Source organism: Streptococcus infantis, assembly GCF_047463635.1.
In the GTDB taxonomy this organism is placed as follows: Bacteria; Bacillota; Bacilli; order Lactobacillales; family Streptococcaceae; genus Streptococcus; species Streptococcus infantis_W.
Genome location: NZ_JASHDL010000012.1, coordinates 1 through 20514 on the forward strand (window position 1 = coordinate 1; position 20514 = coordinate 20514).

The following is a 20514-nucleotide window of genomic DNA, read 5'->3' on the forward strand; positions in this document are numbered from 1 at the left end:
TACGACGTCTAGCGCCAAAGGACTTATCGACTTAACAAGACACCACTACTTTAACATAACGAAAAAGTAGTGAGTACTTTCTCCCGTCGGAGATTTCCTCACTACTAATCTTAGTATGTTTTAGTTTGACTTTAATTCGTTTGTTGTTTTAGTTCTGGAGAATAATAACGATTCATCCCTTTCTTGACGATATCTATGCCATAACGGTCAATTAATTTCATCATGTATTTTAGACCAGAAATATCCACACCAAATCTTTTCGAAAGCTTTTTGAAGCTTTGTCCTTGCTTTCTTAGTTCATAAATCTGAACTTTATCTTCATAATTCAATTTCATAATAAAACACCCCAAAAGTTAGATTTTTTCTGTCTAACTTTTGGGGTGCAGTTCAAATTTCTGATGGGATTTTAATATTTCATGATGATTCTTAGTAGAAAACTTTCGATAGATTCTAGCAATCGTTAAAAAGATAACGTAAAGTATACCTAAGATGGTTAAAACTATTTTTCCAGTACTCAATTCTGAACCGATGACCAATATATGAAAGAGAGGAGAGAGACCGGTACACACATATATCAAATAAGCAATAACATTTATTTCACCAATCCCAGCAATAAAATCTTTCATTTACCTTCTCCTACAATCAACTTTTAATTTAAATATACTATAAACTTCAAAAAATTAAAAGAATGTTCTGATTAAACTTTAAGTTTTCCAATATCATCCACTTATGAATTCTGACAATCCCAGTGTAGAACTATAAAAAAACAGTAAAACCGACTTGGTTCTACTGTCTTATTTTTAAAATGTTTGGCGTTTGGCTTTTCGCTCTGCACGTCCGCGAGCACGACCTTCTACTCGCTTGGTTTTACGGCGTTTTTCATCGACGGCCCACTGGATTTTTTTCTTATAACCTGGTTTGACTTTTTTCTTTTTCTTTTTAACCAAGCCAATCATTTCGATGTCCAGTTTTTCCTGTTTCTTCTCACGATTAGCACGGCGGTCACGGTCATAAGTATCTTGGAACTCTCCGTCTTTAACCATCTTAGGAGTAAACTTGATTCCTAGTTTTTCCAACTCACGAATATCTGAGTCATCACTAGGCTGGTAAAGTGTAATGGCTGTTCCTGGTAAACCATTACGTCCAGTTCGTCCGACACGGTGAACAAAGAAAGACAAGTCTTGTGGAATGGCATCATTGATGACATGGCTGACACCTTCAATATCAATCCCACGCGCAGCCAAGTCAGTTGCTACAATATATTCAAAATCAAGATTTTTGACCTGATTCATAATTCGCTTGCGTTCACGAGGTGCAATATCTCCATGAATCTTAGCTACTTTCAAGCCTTGGGCTGTTAAGTATGTATGCAATTCATCCGCACGAGTTTTTGTATTGACAAAAATCATGGCTAGATAAGGCTGCATGACTTGAGTCAATTCATAAATCTGGGCATTCTTATCACGACCTTTAGTCGAAATCAACCAGTTATCAATGGTATCCGAGATAACTGTTTTAGTCTTGATCTTTTCCATAACTGGATTAGACAAGTATTTTTTCAAGAATGGTTGCAGTTTTTGTGGGATAGTCGCTGAAAAGACCATGAACTGCAAATCTTTTGGAAGACTTCCTGCAATCTTATCAACCGTCTCTAGGAATCCCATATCCAAGGTCATATCAGCTTCATCGACTACAAAGGTCTTAGCCTTGTGGATAGCCAAATCGCCTGATTTTACCAAATCATAGATACGACCTGGTGTTCCGATAACAATATGGGGCTGATTGCTTGCCAGTTTGTCAATTTGGCGCGCCTTGTCTGTTCCACCAACGTAGTTAACGACACGTACTTCTACATCCGAGTGGCCTGCAATTTGACGAGCAGCTTGGTAAATCTGAGTCGCTAATTCACGACTTGGAGCTGTGATAACTGCCTGCACGCTATCGCTCTCTTCATCCAACTGTTGGAAAATTGGAAGCAAGAAAGTATGAGTCTTTCCTGAACCTGTTTTTGATTCACCGACCAAGTCACGACCTGCCAAAACAATGGGAATTAACTTATCCTGCACCTCAGTAGGAGTCGTAAACTTCAACTCCTCCAAAGCTTCTTCTATATATTTTTTAAATTTAAATTTCGTAAATGACATAATATCCTCGATTCTATCTATCTACTCATTATACCACATTTTGCTGCATTTCAGTTAAACTTTCGGTTTGGATAATCACTCCGAAATGTAAAAACATACCCGATTAAAGGCAAGAAAAATACTCTCTGTCCATCATAAACAGAGAGTATCGCTTTTTTATTTAAGCTCCCATTCTTTCATTAGCCAATCACAAAACTGATGATAGCGTTGCTCAAGAGCTTCATGATGCCCATAAGCATCAAAGGTGGAATATGTTGAGGGAACTGCTTCTGAAATCAGATCATGAAGTTCCCTTGCAAAAAGAGGAGCCTTAGACAGGCGATTGGAATGATTGGAACCTTCAATCTGACCATTTTGCAGATAAATCAGGCTTTGGCTCTGCATCAAAGTATGTTCCCTGCAAAAGTCTATAAATTCTGGATACCAGAAAGAACCACAGATAGAAAAGATACAGGTCGCAGAAAGATGACTACTATAGAGACTATAAACAGCTGCAAGACCGCCCAGTGAATAGCCACCATAAGCAATCCTGCTTTCATCTATCAAGTAGTCTTTTTTTAGAGCTGTTAGAATTCCTTGAAAGAGCTTTTGATGGTAGGCATCTACCTTTCCACCAAAATCTGGAGCCCCTTCTTTCAAAGAACTAGCTTTCCAAGGTGTAAAGTCATCCAGACGGTTTTCTGGAACCAAACCCACTAAAATCACAGATTGGGACAGGTCTGATAAATAATCCAGTTCCCCATCGTTTAAGAGCACAACTGGGTAGGCTTGTTTAGAGTCATAGTTTGAAGGAAGACTGACTCTAACACGAATCCCTTCCCAGTTAAACTCCTTATTTCTTGATAAAGTCATTGATTTTTTCAAGGGAATCAATCACTGAGGGACCGTAGTCCATCAATTCATCGTAAGAGATGGTCATGATTTTTTGATTCTTGATTGCTGGTACATTTTCCAAAACAGCATTTGCCTTCATCAAATCCACTGCTTTTTCATCCAACTTTTGATTGCGGTCGCTGGTTACATAGATTATCAACTCTGGATCCATTGATACTAAGTTTTCCAAGGTCAAGCCAGAAGTTCCTGTTGCGACATTTGTGTAACCAAGTTGGTTGAGCAAACTTTCTTGAAGGGCTGACTTGTAGGCACCAAAGGTTTCGTCATTGTAAGCAACCATAATCAGAGCTTTTTTCTTTTCACCCTGTGTTTCTGGGTTGGCTTTTTTAACCGCATCGATTTTAGCTTGCAATTGCTCTGCGTATTGATTAGCCTTGTCTTGAACATTGAAAATGGTACCAAGATTCTTCACGTCTTCTACGATATTTCCCAAATCCTGTTGGATATTTGAAAGTGAGGCTTTTTGCGTATAAACAGGGATTTTATTTTCATTCCAAGCACTGATGGTTCCCATTGACTTTTCAGAGAACATCATGTTACGTCCCATTAAAGCGTCTGGTTCATAAGATAGAACCGTTTCTTGTGAGACTGATTTTTTATCGCCAATATGAGGGATAGCTTCAATCGCTTCCTTGTATTTACCAGTTACGGCATTATCAGGATTGAGCATGCCGGCAATTTTATCCTTCAAACCAAGTTCAAGTAGGATTTCAGTTGTTGAAAGATTGTTGGTGATGACCTTTTCAGGTGCCTTTTCAAAGACTTGTTCGACTTCGTTTCCTTTGGCATCATAAGTTTTGATGGTTACAGGATAGCTGGTTTCTGTATTAGCTTTTTGACTAGCTTCTGTTGTAGCTGGTGCACTTGATGTTTCTTTAGATGCGTTACCACAAGCTGCTAAAGTTAAGGTAGCTACTGTTAGGAGCAATATACTAAGTGATTTTTTCATGTTTTGTTTTCCTTTTCATTTTTTATAAATAGTGAATCATGGCTTGCTGATCTTCTGTCCAAATAATCTGACTTTGGACGTCATAGACAGCTTGCAAAGACTCGGGTGTGATGGTCTCTTTTGGAGTCCCTTGGTAAACAATCTCTCCTTCTTTCATTAGGTAGAGATAGTCTGAATAGCGACAAGCTAGCTGAATATCATGTAATACTGCTAGTACATTGATATTGAGATGTTTGACAATGGTTAGCAAGTCTAGCTGGTACTTGATATCTAAATGATTGGTTGGTTCGTCTAAGAGCAGAAGAGTCGGTTCTTGTGCCAAGGCACGTGCCAACAAAGACCGCTGCTTCTCTCCTCCTGACAAAGAAGAGTAGAGTCGATTTCTCTTTTCGAACATATCTACCTTGACCAGAGCATCCTCAACCAAGGCAAAGTCTTTTTCTTTTTCCTTTTGTAAGAAAGAGAGATGAGGAGTTCTGCCTAGCATGACAATCTCCTCAACCGTACAATCAAACTGGAGTTGGTTGAACTGGGTGATGACGGCCATCTGTTTTGCCGTTTCCTTAAGGCTCATTTGTTCCAGTGGTTTTCCATCTAGAGAAATCAAGCCCTGATCAGGCTTTTCCTGTCGATAGAGGAGTTTCAACAAGCTAGTTTTCCCACTTCCATTGGGTCCCAAAATGGTATGAAATTGCTTGCCCTCCAGTTTGAGCGAGACTCCTTTGAGAATCTTTTTTTCTCCGATTCCAAAGTGAATATCCTGGCACATTAAGTCCATATCAGACCTTCACCTCCCCTCGTCTACTTCCAACCATGTAGATAAAGAAAGGGGCACCTACTAGGGCTGTGAAAATCCCAATCGGCAGTTCAGCATTTTGAATCAAGACACGAGCAAGGACATCTGCCCAAACAACAAAAAGGGCGCCGAGCAAAGTAGCTATCGGAAAAAGTCTTCTGTAATTTGTCCCTACCAAACTTCGGGCTAGATGAGGTGTAATCAGACCAACGAAGCCGATAATCCCGCAGGTAGATACCAAGATAGCTGTCAGCACAGCCACAATCATCACATAGAGATACCAATAAAAACGTAGGGGAATTCCCAAGGTCAAGGCTGCCTCATCACCCATCATCATGGCATTAAAAACACGGTATTGGGTAGAGAAAAATAAGAAAGCTATTCCCACTACTACTGTTGGCAAAGTTAAGTGAGCCCAGGAGGTTCCCGCTAAAGAACCCATGGTCCAAAACTTGATGGTCATGACACTATCAGCATTAGCGCCAATTGAGATAATAAAGTTTGAAAAAGCCAAAAATAGTGCATTCACAACTGTCCCTGATAAAATCAGGCTTGAAGTTGTCATCCTGCCTTGCATGGAAGCAATCAGAAGGACTGCAACTGTTGCCACAAGCGCTCCAAGGAAAGAGCCAAGACCAATCATGACCTTAAACCCGAGAATGATGCTCAAGGTCGCACCAAAGGTTGCCCCAGCTGAAATTCCTAACACATAGGGTTCTGCGATTGGATTATTGACCGTTGACTGCATGACGCTACCACACATGGAAAGGCCTGCACCAACTATCAAACCAAGAAAAACCCGTGGTAATCTCATATTCCAAACAATAGCAAGTGTAGACTTCGAAAGGTCTCCTATATCCAGAGGAGCCCCCATCTTACTTAAAATAATTCTATAAGTATCACTCAAGCTAATCTGAACAGACCCCATAGAAACAGCTAAAAATAGAGAGACACCCAAAGCTCCGAGCAACAGAGCTAGGAGAAAAACATATCGCAGGTTTTGATGGCTTCCAGAAGATTTGGAAATCATGAAACCCTCCCTTAATAAAATTAAAAATTTAGACAATTTTCATAAATAGTATACCACATTTCCAAATCTGGAACAAGGCTAGAAAGATACAGATAAAAAGACTGTTGAAACTAAAGAGCTGATTGAGCTCAGGCTAAAATTCTAATGAAACTAAAAAATCTCCCCCAAGGGAGACATAGCTGGTTTATTTTACCTTACAGTGCTAGGAACCGTAACCGAAGATTATACTTGAGTATATCGAGGTAAGGTGACAAAAATAAAAAGCTACTCAACTAGAGTAGCCTTATTTCAAGATGTGCTCAATTGAACACAGCCTAAGCACTTGGCAAAAAAGATAAAATCTCCTAGAAACTGAAGTTTCTTCGTCAATTTTCCTATTTTTGCTGTGTGCTTTTGACGGCCTTTGTATCTTGAATTAGCGACGAAGTCCAAGAGAGTTGATCAACTCACGGTAACGGTTAACGTCGTTTTTACGCAAGTATGCAAGCAAGTTACGACGGCGACCGATTTTCTTCATCAATCCACGGTAAGTAGCGTGGTCTTTTTTGTGTTGTTTGATGTGTTCGTTAAGGTGGTTGATTTCCCATGTAAGGACAGCAACTTGAACCTCTACTGAACCTGTATCACCTTCGTGACGTGCATATTGTGCAATGATTTCATTTTTTTTCTCTTTTGAGATTGCCATGATGTTTCTCCTTTTTATTTGGCTTCATCCGAGTGACAGGTTGGCATGCCTGTAACCAAGAAGAAGTTATTTGTCTTTACGACATTTCTTATTCTACCAAGAACTAAGTTCTTTGTCAACTGATTTACTATTCTTACCGCAAAAGTGCTATAATAGTTATAGGAAGGATATCTAAGTTGACATCTTGAAAAGAGAGGTGATTACCATGCGTAAATTCTCGCAATATCTCCCCTACTATCTGGTCATATTTTTCTTTTATTGGCCACTTTATGAGCTGTTATTATGGACTATTACTGAAAACTATATCTTGAAGGAGCTCACCATCGGCAACGTTATTATCTTCTCTCCACTGGTGACTTTCATAGTATCACTATTCTACTCTTATCGTTTCAAGTTCTCAGTTTGGTGGTTAATTGAAGTTGGCTTGCTCTTTTGCTTTACCATCATTACTTTCGGAGAATTTATCCTTCTCTACTTCCTAGCCTATGAAATCTTTGCCCTCGCGGGTATGGCTGTCGGTGTAGCTATTAAGAATCTAGTGCAAAAACTGAAAAGGAAAAAACTTTCACAAAATCCTTGAAAAATCTCACAATCATGCTATAATAATGCATAGAGACAAGTCACTTAGCCCCTTTCTACCAGAGAGTGCGTGGTTGCTGAGAACGCATAGGAAGCCTAAACTGATACTACTCTACTGACTTTTATGCAAACATAAAACGGTGGCCACGTTAGAGCCAATCAGAGGTGTCCCTCTTTTTTGAGGAACATAAATGAAGGTGGAACCACGTTGCGACGTCCTTTTTAGGATGTCGCTTTTTGTTTTTCTTGATTTAAGACTGCAAAATAGGGAAACACCTCTGCTTTATAAATAATGGATAACCAATATAAGGAGAAAATCATGATTCAAATTACTTTCCCAGATGGCGCTGTTCGTGAATTCGAATCTGGCGTTACAACTTTTGAAATTGCTCAATCCATCAGCAATTCTCTAGCTAAAAAAACTCTTGCTGGTAAATTCAACGGCAAACTCATCGACACTACTCGTGCGATCACTGAAGATGGAAGCATTGAAATCGTGACACCTGATCACGAAGACGCTCTTGACATCTTGCGTCACTCAGCTGCACACTTGTTTGCACAAGCCGCTCGTCGCCTTTTCCCAGACATTCACTTGGGGGTTGGTCCAGCTATCGAAGATGGTTTCTACTACGATACTGATAACCAAGCTGGTCAAATCTCTAACGAAGATCTTCCTCGTATCGAAGAAGAAATGCAAAAAATCGTTAAAGAAAACTTCCCATCTATTCGTGAGGAAGTGACTAAAGACGAGGCGCGTGAAATCTTCAAGAACGACCCATATAAATTGGAATTGATTGAGGAGCACTCAGAAGACGAGGGTGGCTTGACCATCTACCGTCAAGGTGAATACGTGGACCTTTGCCGTGGCCCACACGTCCCATCAACAGGCCGCATCCAAATCTTCCACCTTCTCCATGTAGCTGGTGCCTACTGGCGTGGAAATAGCGACAATGCTATGATGCAACGTATTTACGGTACAGCTTGGTTCGACAAGAAAGACTTGAAAAACTACCTTCAAATGCGTGAAGAAGCCAAAGAACGTGACCACCGTAAACTTGGTAAAGAGCTTGATCTCTTCATGATTTCTCAAGAGGTTGGTCAAGGGCTTCCATTCTGGTTGCCAAATGGGGCTACTATCCGTCGTGAATTGGAACGCTACATCGTCGACAAGGAAATCGCTGCTGGTTACCAACACGTCTACACTCCACCAATTGCCTCAGTAGAACTTTACAAGACTTCTGGTCACTGGGATCACTACCGTGAAGATATGTTCCCAACTATGGATATGGGTGATGGGGAAGAATTCGTTCTTCGTCCAATGAACTGTCCTCACCATATCGAAGTCTTTAAACACCACGTTCACTCTTACCGTGAATTGCCAATCCGTATTGCTGAAATCGGTATGATGCACCGCTATGAAAAATCTGGTGCTCTCACAGGGCTTCAACGTGTACGTGAAATGTCACTTAATGACGGTCACACTTTCGTAACACCTGAACAAATTAAAGATGAGTTCCAACGTACGCTTCAATTGATTATAGATGTTTACGAAGATTTCAACTTGACTGACTATCGTTTCCGTTTATCATATCGTGATCCTCAAGATACTCACAAATATTTTGATAATGATGAAATGTGGGAAAATGCTCAACGTATGTTGAAATCAGCTATGGATGACATGGGACTTGACTACTTTGAAGCTGAAGGGGAAGCAGCCTTCTACGGACCAAAATTGGATATCCAAGTGAAGACAGCTCTTGGTAAAGAAGAAACTCTTTCTACAATCCAGCTTGACTTCTTGCTCCCAGAACGCTTCGACCTTAAATATATCGGAGCTGATGGTGAAGAACATCGCCCAGTTATGATCCACCGTGGGGTTATCTCAACGATGGAACGCTTCACAGCTATCTTGATTGAGAACTACAAGGGTGCCTTCCCAACATGGCTTGCACCACACCAAGTAACCCTCATCCCAGTATCTAACGAGAAACACGTTGACTACGCTTGGGAGGTAGCGAAGAAACTTCGTGACCGTGGTGTCCGTGCAGACGTGGATGAGCGCAATGAAAAAATGCAGTTCAAGATTCGTGCGTCTCAAACTCAAAAGATTCCTTACCAATTAATCGTTGGAGACAAGGAAATGGAAGAGAAGGCTGTAAACGTTCGCCGTTATGGTCAAAAAGAAACTGAAACTATGCCGGTAGATGCATTTGTAGAATTGATTCTTACAGACATCGCTAACAAATCACGAGTTGAAAAATAAACGATAAAACCTGGGATAAAAATTCCAGCTAAATAAAGAAGCAACAACTGAAAACGTTGTTGCTTCTTTATTTAATCCGAGCTAGTAGTGATTGGTCAAACCACCACACAAGATTTGCTTTCATGAGTTAGATAAGGTCAATATCCTCAATCCTTGTCTGCCTCAATTTCTTTTACGATGTCATCTTGTGAATCTTTTTCAGAGAGTTTTTGATCGATATACTTGTCAATGTTTTCGTAAAATTCCTTGATCGTCTCACTATCTAATTTTGTCGAATTGTTGAATTGCTTGACTTTCAATTGAACAGATTGAATACCGTAAGAGGCTTGTTTTTGGCGAATGGTTTCTAATTCTTCTTCTGAAATCGGATCTCCAACAACTGTCAAGACTAATTCATTGCTACTTGACTTGTAGACTTGATTAATGACCGTATGATTGGCGAACTCTTTTCCTACAAACTGTTTGATTCCTTCTTTTCGCGCTTGATCTATCGTCAGAGTGACTGCTGAATAACTAGCTGGAAGAATCAATAATACAATCAAGGAGATCAAGCCAATTCTCATTTTAATATTTAGCTCTTTAAATGAACTTAAGGGAGATTTTCTCATCAAAATTCTTGTTCCAATAATGTTGGCTAGCATGATAAAGACACAGTTGATCAAGAAAAGATAGAGAGCCCCAAATAAAAATCGTACATTTCCGTTAGCTAAACCATATCCTGCAGTACAGATAGGTGGCATCAGAGCTGTTGCAATGGCTACTCCTGGCACGATATTGTTTGCTTCTTTTTTCCTTGACCCAATTACACCTGCTATCCCACCCGCGATAGCAATGAGAACATCCCAAATGGTTGGAGAGGTTCGTGCAATCAACTCGCTACTTGCATAAGATAAGGGGGAAATCCAGAAATACAGTGTCGAGACAAGCAAACTGACCAATACTTGAGTAAATAAAACCTCTAGAGATTGCTTGATTAAACGCGTATCAAAAATAGCTAAACCGAATCCCAGTCCAACAATCGGTGTCATGAGAGGTGAAATTAACATGGCTCCAATAATAACAGCTGTTGAATTCATATTTAGACCGATAGAGGCAATAAAAATCGCACACATCAAAATCACTGTATCTCTTAATCGAACATGAAGATCATCATATAATTTCTCACGGTATTCCCGTGTTGAATAATTGGCAGTCATTTGTCCTCTCCTCTTTCCTTATTTAAATCGGTATAATAATTAATAATAACAGCTGATAAACAGCCAAAAAATATGAGCCCATAAATCGTCAAGAAGACACTGGTAATCCTTCCAATCAAGGTCACAGCTAGGAGATCCCCGTAGCCGACAGTCGTCGAAGTCACAAAAGCATACCAAAGACCGTCTCCGTAATTTGTGATAGCAGGTTCAACTAGGAAAAGCACGCCTCCTGACCCAAAAACAAAGGTCACAAAACTCAGAGCAAACCGAGTAAAACCCGTAACCTGTATAATATGCCATAACATTTTTAAACGTCTCATTTGTTCTCCTTATTCATACTAGCTCCTGACCGAGCCGTTTTTTCCAATAATCAAAGTGAAGATAGGACATGATCTCCATCAGAGAAAGATAGACAAACTGATAGATCTGATTTAAGCTGATTATCAACTGATATTGTTTGAAAAATGACTGGAAGAAAGACCAGATATGACTGTCTTGAATCAGTCCCTTCTTAACATCAGACAGGATATTAGCTAAAGCTCCCAAGGACTGAAACGGTAAATCCTTGACATTTATATAGATCCGGTCCACCACATCATTCAGACTGGTATCTTGGATGGCATGAAATTCTCCAAAGAGAACTCCTGCCGCTCCAAGAGTAGAAACAAATTCCACCAAATAATTTCTGAGGAAATTTTCTCAACCTTTTCCCATAATGTGTTTAGTGCCATCCATAACGATCCCAACCAGAAAAAGAAAAGAAAACAAGCAAAGAAATTTTGCCGTAAATCCCAAAAAGCTTCAAGACTTGGTGTTGTTGGTTTTTCTAACTCTAAAATCAAGATGGTCATAATAATTGCTAGAACAGCATCTGTCAATACAATTAATCTGTCTTTCTTCATCGGATTGCATCCCCTTTCTTTTTTGTAACATTCTATCTTATCGCATAATATTGGATATTCTTTCATAATCCGACTACAAACAAAAATAAACCAAAAAGTCTGTCCCTATTATGCTATATTTAACTCTAGAAGTATTCATCCATCTAATTAATAAGTATATCATATTTCACAATAAATGAATACTATCAAAGATTCATCCCCTTTCACTTCATCATTTAGTGTTGCTTAGATTTATCAAAAACAACCAAATTTGTATTAATTTCAAGTATCACCTAGTTACAAAAATTTGGGGTGAACAGAAAAAGCATCCCGTATTTTTGATACGAAATGCTTTCAATAAGTTTAAATAAGTTTTAACGTTTACTAAATTGTGATGCTTTACGAGCTTTTTTCAAGCCTGGTTTGGAAAGTATGAATTTCAGTTGGACTAAAAACAGCGTAATATCAAGACTTTTCTCCGCTTTTATAAAAGCGTTTTTCCAATCAAATTCAACTAATTTTATCTAAATGGTGTGGATTTTACCCCCAAAATTACAGAGAATGGAGCTGATAAACACTAAACGTTCACACCATTAGTTAAATGATTTTTTTCATCATTTTTCTTAGATGATAGAACTTCTAATTTATTTCTTATTCAAGCAAAAACAACCTGCTATAAGTAAGAAAGAGGAAGATACAAGAAAAACACGGCGTAAAAACCGATTCAGTTCATTGTCCTCAATCCTTGTCTGCTTCATTTTCTTTTACGAGATCGTTTTGTGAATCTTTTTCAGAGAGTTTTTGATCAATATACTTGTCAATGTTTTCATAAAATTCCTTGGTCGCTTCACTATCTAATGTTGGCGAGTTCTGAACTTGATTCACTTTCAATTGAACAGATTGAATACCGTAAGAGGCTTGTTTTTGGTGGAGTGTTTCTAATTCTTCTTCTGAAATCGGATCTCCAACAACCGTCAAGACTAATTCATTGCTACTTGACTTGTAGACTTGATTAATGACCGTATGATTGGCGAACTCATTTTCTACAAACTGTTTGATCCCTTCTTTTCGCGCTTGATCCATCGTCAGAGTGACTGCTGAATAGCTGGCTGGAAGGACCAATAATACAATCAAGGATATCAACCCAATTTTCATTTTAATGTTTAGCTCATTAAATGAACTTAAGGGAGATTTTCTCATAAAAATTCTTGTTCCAACAATGTTGATTAGCATGATAAAGACACAGTTGATCAAGAAAAGATAAAGAGCCCCAAATAAAAATCGTACATTTCCATTAGCTAAACCATATCCTGCAGTGCAGATAGGTGGCATCAGAGCTGTTGCAATGGCTACTCCTGGTACGATATTGTTTGCTTCTTTTTTCCTTGAACCGATCACACCAGCAATCCCACCCGCGATAGCAATGAGAACATCCCAAATGGTTGGAGAGGTTCGTGCAATCAACTCGCTACTTGCATAAGATAAGGGGGAAATCCAGAAATACAGTGTCGAGACAAGCAAACTGACCAATACTTGAGTAAATAAAACCTCTAGAGATTGCTTGATTAAACGCGTATCAAAAATAGCTAAACCGAATCCCAGTCCAACAATCGGTGTCATAAGAGGGGAAATCAGCATGGCTCCAATAATGACAGCTGTTGAATTCATATTTAGACCTATAGAGGCAATAAAAATCGCACACATCAAAATCAATGTATCTCTTAATCGAACATGAAGGTCATCATATAGTTTCTCGCGGAATTCACGTGTTGAATAGTTTCCGGACATTGGTTACTCCTTTTATTTCATATAATCTTGTTTCTGCATGGATGATGGTAGAGAGACATCTGTCCAATCTTACATATTTTTAATTCTCACCTGTCATTCTTTTGAAAATTATCCTTTATACTCAATGAAAATCAAAGAGCAAACTAGGAAGCTAGCCGCAGGCTGTACTTGAGTACGGTAAGGCGACGCTGACGTGGTTTGAATTTGATTTTCGAAGAGTATTAAATATCCATCAGTCCATATTTAACATTATATCAAAAATTTTACAGCCTTTCTCTGAAGAAATCAATCAATTTAAGAGATAGAGAAAGGTAGAAATTTTTGTTTCCTTATCCGAAGAAGAAAAAACGTTATCTCCTCTGAAAGAAGATAACGTTTTAATGTTTAAACATGATGAGTGTGTTTGGTTTTCCAATTATGTATCATGCAAATCTCCTAAGGTGTTGTGATCCTCAAGGTAAACTCGTAAATTATAGCTACTAAAATAGAGTATTCAATATAATCTAGGATTCCTCCGTCAAAATAACTTTCAGACTTTACATTATATCCTTTATTTTTATATTTGAACAATTTTGCGATAGCTTCTTGAAGTAATCATAAAGATTAGTACATAGACTAAAGCAAAGATACCACAGATAGAAAGAGTTACGCTTAACATCATGGCTGAATCAACAACACCAACGACCTTGAGAATCAGGCTCAGCATATGATAAGCAAAGGCCAGATGAAGAAAGGCAAAGGCCAGAGGTAGGAAGAAAACAGTCAAGACTTGTTTATTAATGGTTTGCTTGATTTGTTTTTGATCCAAGCCAACTTTTTGCAGGATGACAAAGCGTTCACGGTCTTCATAACCTTCTGAAATTTGTTTATAGTAGATAACGAGTACAGTACCTACCATAAAGATGATAGAGAGAAAAATACCGATAAAGAGGACTCCACCAAAGAGAGCGTTCATTTCGACAGTTGACTCACTCGCAATGTTTGCACCGTAAACCATACCATTCTCGTTCTTGAGATTGTGACTGAAATTATCAGAGTAGTTTTCAAAATCATCTGCAAGTTTGAGTTGTTCCTCTTTACTTGCCGTCACATCCATTCCACCATATAGCTGAGTGTAGATAGCAGAATTCTGGTATTTATCTAAAAAGTCCTGCAAATTTGAGACAACAAGGTAGTTATAATCTGAGATCAAAAGTACATACTGGTTAGCAACATGGTCTCTGAGGAAATCTTGCTGAATTTCTTGCTTGATCGTATAGTTATGATTGTTAAGACTGAATGCTTTTTGACCTTTAAGGCCATCGTTCTTAGCGAATAGTCCCACCTCATTATTCGTAAGGTTCAACTTTTGTCCAGTCATTTTTTCATAATCCTTTTGATCAAAGACTAGGAAAACTGTCTTGGGCATAACACTATTTTGACCTTTTTCAAAGGTGGTTAATTTGGTACCATCTTGACTAGAAAGGCCGAAACTTGCATAGCTAAGAACATCCTTAGTACTGATTGTTAGGTTCTTTTCGCTAGCGTATTGAGTCAAAAGCTTGTCTAAATCCTCAACTTCTACATTTTGTCCTGAAATTGACATATCGTGAGGATACAGGAGTTTTTTAATATTTTCAGAACCATTGTAGATACTGGTTGCTGCTGACATGGTGACCAAAACCATGGTGGAAAGGATGGCAATAGTCGCTAAACCAACCGCATTTTTCTTCATACGGAAAATGAGGTTAGAAACAGAGATGAGATTATTAGGTTTGTAGTAATATTTCTTGTTTTTCTTGAGCATTTTCAAGAAAACTGTAATCCCAGCATTGAACAAGAGATAGGTTCCTAAAATGACCAGTATTACAGCTAAAAAGAAGGTAGAAATAGCTAATAGAGCATTTGTTACGCTTTGAGCTAGATAATAGCCACTACCTAAAGAGAGTAGTCCCAAGATTGTCTGAAACACTAGGAAACGACCCTTCTTCTCACCTTTTGCTTTCTCACGAGATAGTTGGAGAGCATCCATACGGATAATGCGGATAGCATTTAGGAAGACAATGACTAAAAAGATAAAACCAAATACCAGAAGGATGGAAAGGACTACGGACCATTGGAATGTGGCTACTAACTCCACTTTCATCTTTGAAAGTTTGAGCAATAAAGCGAAAATCAGATTATCAAAGAGGGCACCAATCCCAATCCCAGCAGTGACTGTTACTAGACCAAAAATCAGGAGTTCCTTGAAGGTCATACCAATCAAATGTCGCTTTTCTAGTCCCAACATGCCATATATACCCAGTTCTTTGGAACGATTTTTCATGACAAAACTGTTGGCATAAAGGACGATAATGGCAGATGCAAGTGTTACTACGATGAGACCTAGTTGTAGGGTAAATTGAATAGAAGATCCACCCCGCATTTCTACCATTTTAGGATTAAAAGTTAATGAATAAAATAGGTAGCTGATAGTAACTGCAAGGAGAACTGCTAGTGCAAAAGGATAATAGAGTTTGCGGTTTTTGATTAAGTTGGAGATGGCCAACTTATTGGTTAATCGAAACATACTAGTTCACCTCACTTGCCATGACAGTCAAGGTGTCAGAGATTTCTTGGAACATCTGACGATCAGTCTTTTCACCACGGTAGATTTGATTGTAGAGAATACCGTCCTTGATGAAGAGGACACGTTTAGCACGACTTGCTGCAGCTGTTGAGTGGGTTACCATGAGAATGGTTTGTCCTTGTTCATTGATCTGATCAAAAATATCAAGAAGAGCTGCAGATGATTTAGAGTCTAGGGCTCCTGTTGGCTCGTCAGCAAGGAGAATTTCTGGTTCTGTAATGATGGCGCGTGCTACTGCTACCCGTTGTTTTTGCCCCCCAGAGATTTCATAAGGATACTTCTCCTGCAATTGATTGATGCCAAGATTTTCAGCCGTCACGACTAATTTTTTCATCATTTCTGTAATAGGCTTTCTAGACAATACCAAAGGGAGTAAGATATTGTCTTTAACAGAAAGCGTATCTAACAAATTGAAGTCTTGGAAGACAAAGCCTAACTTTTCACGACGGAAGCTTGATGCTTCTGTATTTTTAATGGTAGCTGTGTCTGTTCCGTTTAGGAAGACCTGACCACGAGTTGGTTTGTCAAGCATGGCGAGAATATTGAGGAGAGTTGATTTCCCAGAACCAGACTCACCCATAATGGCAACGTAGTCACCTTTTTCAACGGTAAAGTGAATATCTTTCAGGGCTTCTACTTGGTTGCCTTGAAAGCGAGTTTTATAAATCTTTTGAACGTGTTTTACATCTAATAGTGTCATTTTAACTTCTCCTTTTTAATATCCCATTAGTTGAAATTGAGCCTGCATAATAGCGCAACCGAGCTGAACTCGCTCAATCTCTTTTGGACTTGGTTTACTTGTATGTTTCTTTTGTAAAATATTTTTCATAGTTTTGCTCCTTTATCTTTATGCTATAAGTTTACTCCAAATAAAGAGAGCTTGCCATAACATAACCTTACAAAAGAGGCCTTTAATCTTACATTTTTGTAAGATTACATTTTTTATCTAATTGAAGCCGTTTTTCTCACCATATCAAGGTCTAAAGAAGAGCTTGAAAGGTTTCTTCCAAGCTCTTAGCATTTCTTTTTACTCAACAATCAAGTTCACTTCCGCAAACTTAATTCGCACGGTTGTTCCTTGACCAAGTTCAGATTCGATACGGATTTGATGACCTAATTCTTGGCTAATTTTTTGGGTCAGGTAGAGCCCAAGTCCAGACGACTGCTGGGTCATGCGACCATTGTAGCCTGAAAATCCGCGTTCAAAAACTCGCAATTGATCACTGTTTTTAATGCCAATCCCAGTATCCTTGATGCAAAGTTCTTGACCATCCATATAGACTTCAATTCCACCTTCATTTGTGTATTTGAGGCTATTTGAAAGGATTTGTTCAATGACTACCAACAGCCACTTCTTATCCGTCACAATGCTTCTATCCAAGTCATGCAGATCGACACTTAGACCTTTCTGGATAAAGAAAAGGGCATATTTGCGAATGACTTCCTTGACCAGATCTTCTATATTTTCTTTCTTCAACACCAAATCATCATGGAAGCTTTCTAAGCGTAGATATTGGAGTACGAGATTGGTATAGGAATCAATCTTAAAAATTTCCTGCTCCAACTGTTGTTTCAGTTGGCGATCCGCCACCTCGCTCACTAGGAGTTTACTGGCTGCAATTGGTGTTTTTATCTGATGAACCCAGAGTGTATAGTAGTCCACCAAATCATTATAGCGGTTTTCAGCATCTGATTTCTTTTGATAGAGTTCAGATTCACTTTTCTCCAATTTTTCAGTTAGAAGGACTTCCATTGGTGACTTAGCTTTTCTTTCCCCATAGAGCAATTCCTTACGATAACGTTGCAATTCTATCAAGAAATCAAATACCAAAAACAAAAATGTCAAAAATGTAGATAGAAAGAAGAAATAGTTAAAGTAGGGCCCTTGCTTATCAAACAAGATTTCAAAGAGAAAAAGCAAACCTGTAAGCGATAGAATAAAAGCAAAAAAACGGCTACGCGAACGGATATAAGCTAGAAAAAAACTTTTAATATCAAGCATGTTTCAATCCATACCCTATCCCTTTCTTAGTTTCGATAAAACCAATCAAACCTTCTTCCTCCAGTTTCTTGCGCAAGCGAGCGACATTAACAGATAAGGTATTGTCATCGATAAAAAAGTCACTGTTCCAGAGTTCCCGCATCAAATCATCACGCGCTACGATATTTCCTGCATGTTCAAATAAAACCCGTAAAATTTGAAATTCATTCTTTGTTAGGCTGATAGCTTTTCCATTGACATGCACATCCATAGACTTGGTATTGAGGATAACTCCAGCATACTCTAAGAGACTTTCATCCCGTCCAAACTCATAAGAGCGTCGCAATAATCCCTGTACCTTGGCTAAGAGGACCTGCTGATCAAAAGGCTTGGTTACAAAGTCATCCGCCCCCATATTAATGGCCATCACGATGTCCATAGCCTGGTCTCTCGAAGACAGAAACATAATGGGAACTTTAGAAATCTTGCGAATTTCCTGGCACCAGTGATAACCATTAAAGAGAGGCAAGCCGATATCCATGAGAACCAGATGAGGTTCAGACTGAACAAATAGTGTTAGAACCTCCATGAAGTCTTCTACCATGACTACCTCAAATCCCCATTCGGAGAGCATTTTCCCAACTTGTTGACGGATAACTGGATCATCTTCTACTAGTAAAATCTTATGCATCTGCTCCTCCTTTTTCTATATTATAGCAAAATTCTCCTCACTACTAGCGAAATTGATGCAAATCTGATAAGATAAAAGTAAAGAAAGGAGTTCCCATGTCCAATATTTTCGACTACCTAACTGACGTTCAATACGATTCTTTTTATGATCTTCCCTTAAATGAACTGGATATACTAGCTCTAACTGAGCTGACCTATCTTTCTTTTGATAACTTACTAGACGAGTCAGATAATCGCTTACTAGATGTCGCAACACGCGTCCCTCGAGAAAGTACCATGTTGACCAATAAAGAACGACTTCAGCTCCTCGATCAGTTATCACAACACAAACGTTTTAAAAATAGCAAACTCTCTAACTTTGTAAACGAAATTGATACGGAGCAACAGAAACAGTTCGCTGCTATGACCTATCGTCTGAATCTAGATACTTATCTGATTGTCTTTCGAGGTACTGACGATAGTATTATTGGTTGGAAGGAAGATTTCCATTTGACCTACATGAAGGAAATACCTGCCCAAAAACATGCTCTTGAATACTTGGAAGAATTCTTTACCCAACATCCAAAACAGAAAGTGATTGTAGCTGGACATTCTAAAGGTGGGAATCTGGCTGTCTATGCTGCCAGTCAAATCCAGTCTGAATTGCAAGACAAGATATCTGCAGTTTATACCTATGATGCCCCTGGTTTGCAGGCTCATCTGACTGAAACCACTGGTTATCAAGATGTTATTCCAAAAATTCACCGTTTCGTCCCACAAGGTTCTGTCATCGGCATGATGCTAGAAGTTCCTGATACTCCTACCGTCATCAAGTCTACGGCACTTGGTGGCATCGCTCAACACAGCACCTTTAGTTGGCAAACTGAGGATAATCACTTTGTCCAACTAGAGGCCATCAGTAGCGAGAGTCTCCAAATCAAAGACACTCTCAAAGAATGGGTGGACAGTGTTCCTGATGAGGAATTGGAGCTCTACTTCGATCTCTTCTTTGGAACCATCCTAGAGTCCGGAATTAGCTCTATTAATGAACTATCCTCAAAAAATGCGATTGAACATGTTCGACAACTTGTTTCTCAAGCCCAGACACTAGAGCCTGAGCAAGTCGAAATCTTAAAAAATCTGACACAACTCCTACTGGATGCACGCTTCCAAGCCTGGAAAAATCATTTTTAAAAAGTTAAAAGTCCCTTCTTTTATGGAGGGACTTTCTTCTTGATTCCTTATTTTATTCTTCTGTGTTATACTAGAAACTGTAAATCTTTGAAAGAGGAAATCCTATGAAAATCCATAAAACTGTGAATCCTGTCGCCTATGAAAACACTTATTATCTTGAAGGGGAGCAACACCTGATTGTAGTCGATCCTGGTAGCCATTGGGAGGCCATTCGCAAGACTATCGAAACCATCAATAAACCGGTCTGTGCCATTCTTCTGACCCACACTCACTACGACCATATTATGAGTCTTGACTTGGTCAGAGATACTTATGGAAATCCTCCAGTTTATGTGGCAGAAAGTGAAGCATCTTGGCTCTATACTCCTGTTGATAATCTTTCTGGTCTTCCTCGACACGACGATATGGCAGATGTCGTATGTAAACCAGCTGAACATACCTTTGTCTTTCATGAAGAATACCAGATTGAGGAGTTCCGCTTCACTGTATTACCAACTCCAGGCCACTCTATCGGAGGAGTTTCATTTGTTTTTCCAGATGGGCACTTGGTCTTAACGGGTGATGCTCTCTTCCGAGAAACTATTGGACGAACAGACCTACCTACAGGTAGCATGGAACAACTCCTTCATAGTATCCAAACCCAGCTCTTTACTCTCCCGAACTACGATGTCTATCCTGGCCATGGTCCAGCTACGACTATTGCCCACGAAAAAACTTTCAATCCATTTTTCTAGCAAGAGAAAAGAGGCTGATCAAAAAGTCTTTAAAATCAGAAAAACGCATATTATCAGGTGTTGAGAAACCTTGATAATATGCGTTTTATCATGAAAAGATTTTCTAAATTTTTCCTCAAATAA

20 protein-coding genes and 1 pseudogene are annotated in these 20514 nt (G+C 39.0%); 4 read left to right on the forward strand and 17 right to left on the reverse strand.

Annotated elements, in window-relative coordinates; genetic code table 11:
- Positions 1 to 140 precede the first annotated feature (140 nt).
- The 8 genes and pseudogenes from QM867_RS07490 to rpsO all read right to left on the reverse strand — a co-directional run.
- Positions 141 to 335, reverse strand: a pseudogene (locus QM867_RS07490) (IS3 family transposase); the annotation flags it as partial.
- A 33-nt stretch (positions 336 to 368) separates the two neighbouring features.
- The gene (locus QM867_RS07495; RefSeq protein ID WP_414315460.1) at positions 369 to 626 is read right to left on the reverse strand and encodes a hypothetical protein; all 258 of its coding nucleotides are present in this window, start codon (positions 624 to 626) and stop codon (positions 369 to 371) included.
- Positions 627 to 800: 174 nt separating this feature from the next.
- Positions 801 to 2144 carry a DEAD/DEAH box helicase gene (locus QM867_RS07500; RefSeq protein WP_414315461.1) on the reverse strand — a complete coding sequence of 448 codons (1344 nt, stop codon included), beginning with the start codon at positions 2142 to 2144 and terminating at the stop codon, positions 801 to 803.
- Positions 2145 to 2300: 156 nt separating this feature from the next.
- Positions 2301 to 2996, reverse strand: coding sequence for an alpha/beta hydrolase (locus QM867_RS07505; protein ID WP_414315462.1), 696 nt, complete (start codon positions 2994 to 2996; stop codon positions 2301 to 2303).
- A complete protein-coding gene (locus tag QM867_RS07510; protein ID WP_414315463.1) occupies positions 2977 to 3987 on the reverse strand; it encodes an ABC transporter substrate-binding protein in 1011 nt (336 codons plus the stop codon). The genes QM867_RS07505 and QM867_RS07510 overlap by 20 nt, the downstream gene beginning before the upstream one ends.
- 22 nt (positions 3988 to 4009) lie before the next feature.
- Entirely contained in the window at positions 4010 to 4765 is a 756-nt protein-coding gene (locus tag QM867_RS07515) for an ABC transporter ATP-binding protein (RefSeq protein ID WP_414315464.1), read from the reverse strand.
- 1 nt (position 4766) lies between these two features.
- Positions 4767 to 5813, reverse strand: a complete 1047-nt coding sequence (locus QM867_RS07520) for a FecCD family ABC transporter permease (RefSeq protein ID WP_414315465.1) — start codon at positions 5811 to 5813, stop codon at positions 4767 to 4769.
- Between the two features lie 415 nt (positions 5814 to 6228).
- Entirely contained in the window at positions 6229 to 6498 is a 270-nt protein-coding gene (rpsO, locus tag QM867_RS07525; protein WP_001018251.1) for a 30S ribosomal protein S15, read from the reverse strand.
- Between the two features lie 205 nt (positions 6499 to 6703).
- On the opposite strand from rpsO, the gene QM867_RS07530 reads away from it, so the two are divergent.
- Both QM867_RS07530 and thrS read left to right on the forward strand, forming a co-directional pair.
- A complete protein-coding gene (locus tag QM867_RS07530; protein WP_414276336.1) occupies positions 6704 to 7078 on the forward strand; it encodes a hypothetical protein in 375 nt (124 codons plus the stop codon).
- 318 nt (positions 7079 to 7396) lie between these two features.
- Positions 7397 to 9340, forward strand: a complete 1944-nt coding sequence (thrS, locus tag QM867_RS07535; RefSeq protein WP_414315466.1) for a threonine--tRNA ligase — start codon at positions 7397 to 7399, stop codon at positions 9338 to 9340.
- A 146-nt stretch (positions 9341 to 9486) separates the two neighbouring features.
- On the opposite strand, the gene QM867_RS07540 is transcribed toward thrS, so the two are convergent.
- From QM867_RS07540 to QM867_RS07580, 9 genes are all read right to left on the reverse strand, one after another.
- Entirely contained in the window at positions 9487 to 10536 is a 1050-nt protein-coding gene (locus QM867_RS07540) for a DUF389 domain-containing protein (RefSeq protein ID WP_414315467.1), read from the reverse strand.
- Positions 10533 to 10856: a potassium channel family protein gene (locus QM867_RS07545; protein ID WP_001253404.1), complete on the reverse strand. Its 324-nt coding sequence runs from the start codon at positions 10854 to 10856 to the stop codon at positions 10533 to 10535. The genes QM867_RS07540 and QM867_RS07545 overlap by 4 nt, the downstream gene beginning before the upstream one ends.
- 13 nt (positions 10857 to 10869) lie before the next feature.
- A complete protein-coding gene (locus QM867_RS07550; RefSeq protein WP_000397556.1) occupies positions 10870 to 11211 on the reverse strand; it encodes a hypothetical protein in 342 nt (113 codons plus the stop codon).
- A complete protein-coding gene (locus tag QM867_RS07555; RefSeq protein ID WP_075231213.1) occupies positions 11136 to 11438 on the reverse strand; it encodes a TMEM175 family protein in 303 nt (100 codons plus the stop codon). Before QM867_RS07555 ends, QM867_RS07550 begins: the two co-directional genes overlap by 76 nt.
- 717 nt (positions 11439 to 12155) lie before the next feature.
- Positions 12156 to 13205, reverse strand: coding sequence for a DUF389 domain-containing protein (locus QM867_RS07560; protein WP_414315468.1), 1050 nt, complete (start codon positions 13203 to 13205; stop codon positions 12156 to 12158).
- A 556-nt stretch (positions 13206 to 13761) separates the two neighbouring features.
- Positions 13762 to 15753, reverse strand: a complete 1992-nt coding sequence (locus QM867_RS07565) for an ABC transporter permease (protein ID WP_414315469.1) — start codon at positions 15751 to 15753, stop codon at positions 13762 to 13764.
- A 1-nt stretch (position 15754) separates the two neighbouring features.
- Complete coding sequence (locus QM867_RS07570; RefSeq protein ID WP_070459777.1) at positions 15755 to 16513, reverse strand: ABC transporter ATP-binding protein; 759 nt, start codon at positions 16511 to 16513, stop codon at positions 15755 to 15757.
- 327 nt (positions 16514 to 16840) lie between these two features.
- Positions 16841 to 17815, reverse strand: coding sequence for a sensor histidine kinase (locus tag QM867_RS07575; RefSeq protein ID WP_414315470.1), 975 nt, complete (start codon positions 17813 to 17815; stop codon positions 16841 to 16843).
- A complete protein-coding gene (locus QM867_RS07580) occupies positions 17808 to 18485 on the reverse strand; it encodes a response regulator transcription factor (RefSeq protein WP_000548968.1) in 678 nt (225 codons plus the stop codon). Before QM867_RS07580 ends, QM867_RS07575 begins: the two co-directional genes overlap by 8 nt.
- A 95-nt stretch (positions 18486 to 18580) precedes the next feature.
- On the opposite strand from QM867_RS07580, the gene QM867_RS07585 reads away from it, so the two are divergent.
- Both QM867_RS07585 and QM867_RS07590 read left to right on the forward strand, forming a co-directional pair.
- The gene (locus QM867_RS07585; RefSeq protein WP_414315471.1) at positions 18581 to 19657 is read left to right on the forward strand and encodes a DUF2974 domain-containing protein; all 1077 of its coding nucleotides are present in this window, start codon (positions 18581 to 18583) and stop codon (positions 19655 to 19657) included.
- Positions 19658 to 19761: 104 nt separating this feature from the next.
- Complete coding sequence (locus tag QM867_RS07590; RefSeq protein ID WP_414315472.1) at positions 19762 to 20391, forward strand: MBL fold metallo-hydrolase; 630 nt, start codon at positions 19762 to 19764, stop codon at positions 20389 to 20391.
- The last annotated feature ends 123 nt before the right edge of the window (positions 20392 to 20514 follow it).

Bases quoted from the DNA above. Each gene is read 5' to 3' on its own strand.
- QM867_RS07495 (WP_414315460.1), bottom strand. From the start codon at position 626: ATGAAAGATTTTATTGCTGGGATTGGTGAAATAAATGTTATTGCTTAT.
- QM867_RS07500 (WP_414315461.1), bottom strand. From the start codon at position 2,144: ATGTCATTTACGAAATTTAAATTTAAAAAATATATAGAAGAAGCTTTG.
- QM867_RS07505 (WP_414315462.1), bottom strand. From the start codon at position 2,996: ATGACTTTATCAAGAAATAAGGAGTTTAACTGGGAAGGGATTCGTGTT.
- QM867_RS07510 (WP_414315463.1), bottom strand. From the start codon at position 3,987: ATGAAAAAATCACTTAGTATATTGCTCCTAACAGTAGCTACCTTAACT.
- QM867_RS07515 (WP_414315464.1), bottom strand. From the start codon at position 4,765: ATGGACTTAATGTGCCAGGATATTCACTTTGGAATCGGAGAAAAAAAG.
- QM867_RS07520 (WP_414315465.1), bottom strand. From the start codon at position 5,813: ATGATTTCCAAATCTTCTGGAAGCCATCAAAACCTGCGATATGTTTTT.
- rpsO (WP_001018251.1), bottom strand. From the start codon at position 6,498: ATGGCAATCTCAAAAGAGAAAAAAAATGAAATCATTGCACAATATGCA.
- QM867_RS07530 (WP_414276336.1), top strand. From the start codon at position 6,704: ATGCGTAAATTCTCGCAATATCTCCCCTACTATCTGGTCATATTTTTC.
- thrS (WP_414315466.1), top strand. From the start codon at position 7,397: ATGATTCAAATTACTTTCCCAGATGGCGCTGTTCGTGAATTCGAATCT.
- QM867_RS07540 (WP_414315467.1), bottom strand. From the start codon at position 10,536: ATGACTGCCAATTATTCAACACGGGAATACCGTGAGAAATTATATGAT.
- QM867_RS07545 (WP_001253404.1), bottom strand. From the start codon at position 10,856: ATGAGACGTTTAAAAATGTTATGGCATATTATACAGGTTACGGGTTTT.
- QM867_RS07555 (WP_075231213.1), bottom strand. From the start codon at position 11,438: ATGAAGAAAGACAGATTAATTGTATTGACAGATGCTGTTCTAGCAATT.
- QM867_RS07560 (WP_414315468.1), bottom strand. From the start codon at position 13,205: ATGTCCGGAAACTATTCAACACGTGAATTCCGCGAGAAACTATATGAT.
- QM867_RS07565 (WP_414315469.1), bottom strand. From the start codon at position 15,753: ATGTTTCGATTAACCAATAAGTTGGCCATCTCCAACTTAATCAAAAAC.
- QM867_RS07570 (WP_070459777.1), bottom strand. From the start codon at position 16,513: ATGACACTATTAGATGTAAAACACGTTCAAAAGATTTATAAAACTCGC.
- QM867_RS07575 (WP_414315470.1), bottom strand. From the start codon at position 17,815: ATGCTTGATATTAAAAGTTTTTTTCTAGCTTATATCCGTTCGCGTAGC.
- QM867_RS07580 (WP_000548968.1), bottom strand. From the start codon at position 18,485: ATGCATAAGATTTTACTAGTAGAAGATGATCCAGTTATCCGTCAACAA.
- QM867_RS07585 (WP_414315471.1), top strand. From the start codon at position 18,581: ATGTCCAATATTTTCGACTACCTAACTGACGTTCAATACGATTCTTTT.
- QM867_RS07590 (WP_414315472.1), top strand. From the start codon at position 19,762: ATGAAAATCCATAAAACTGTGAATCCTGTCGCCTATGAAAACACTTAT.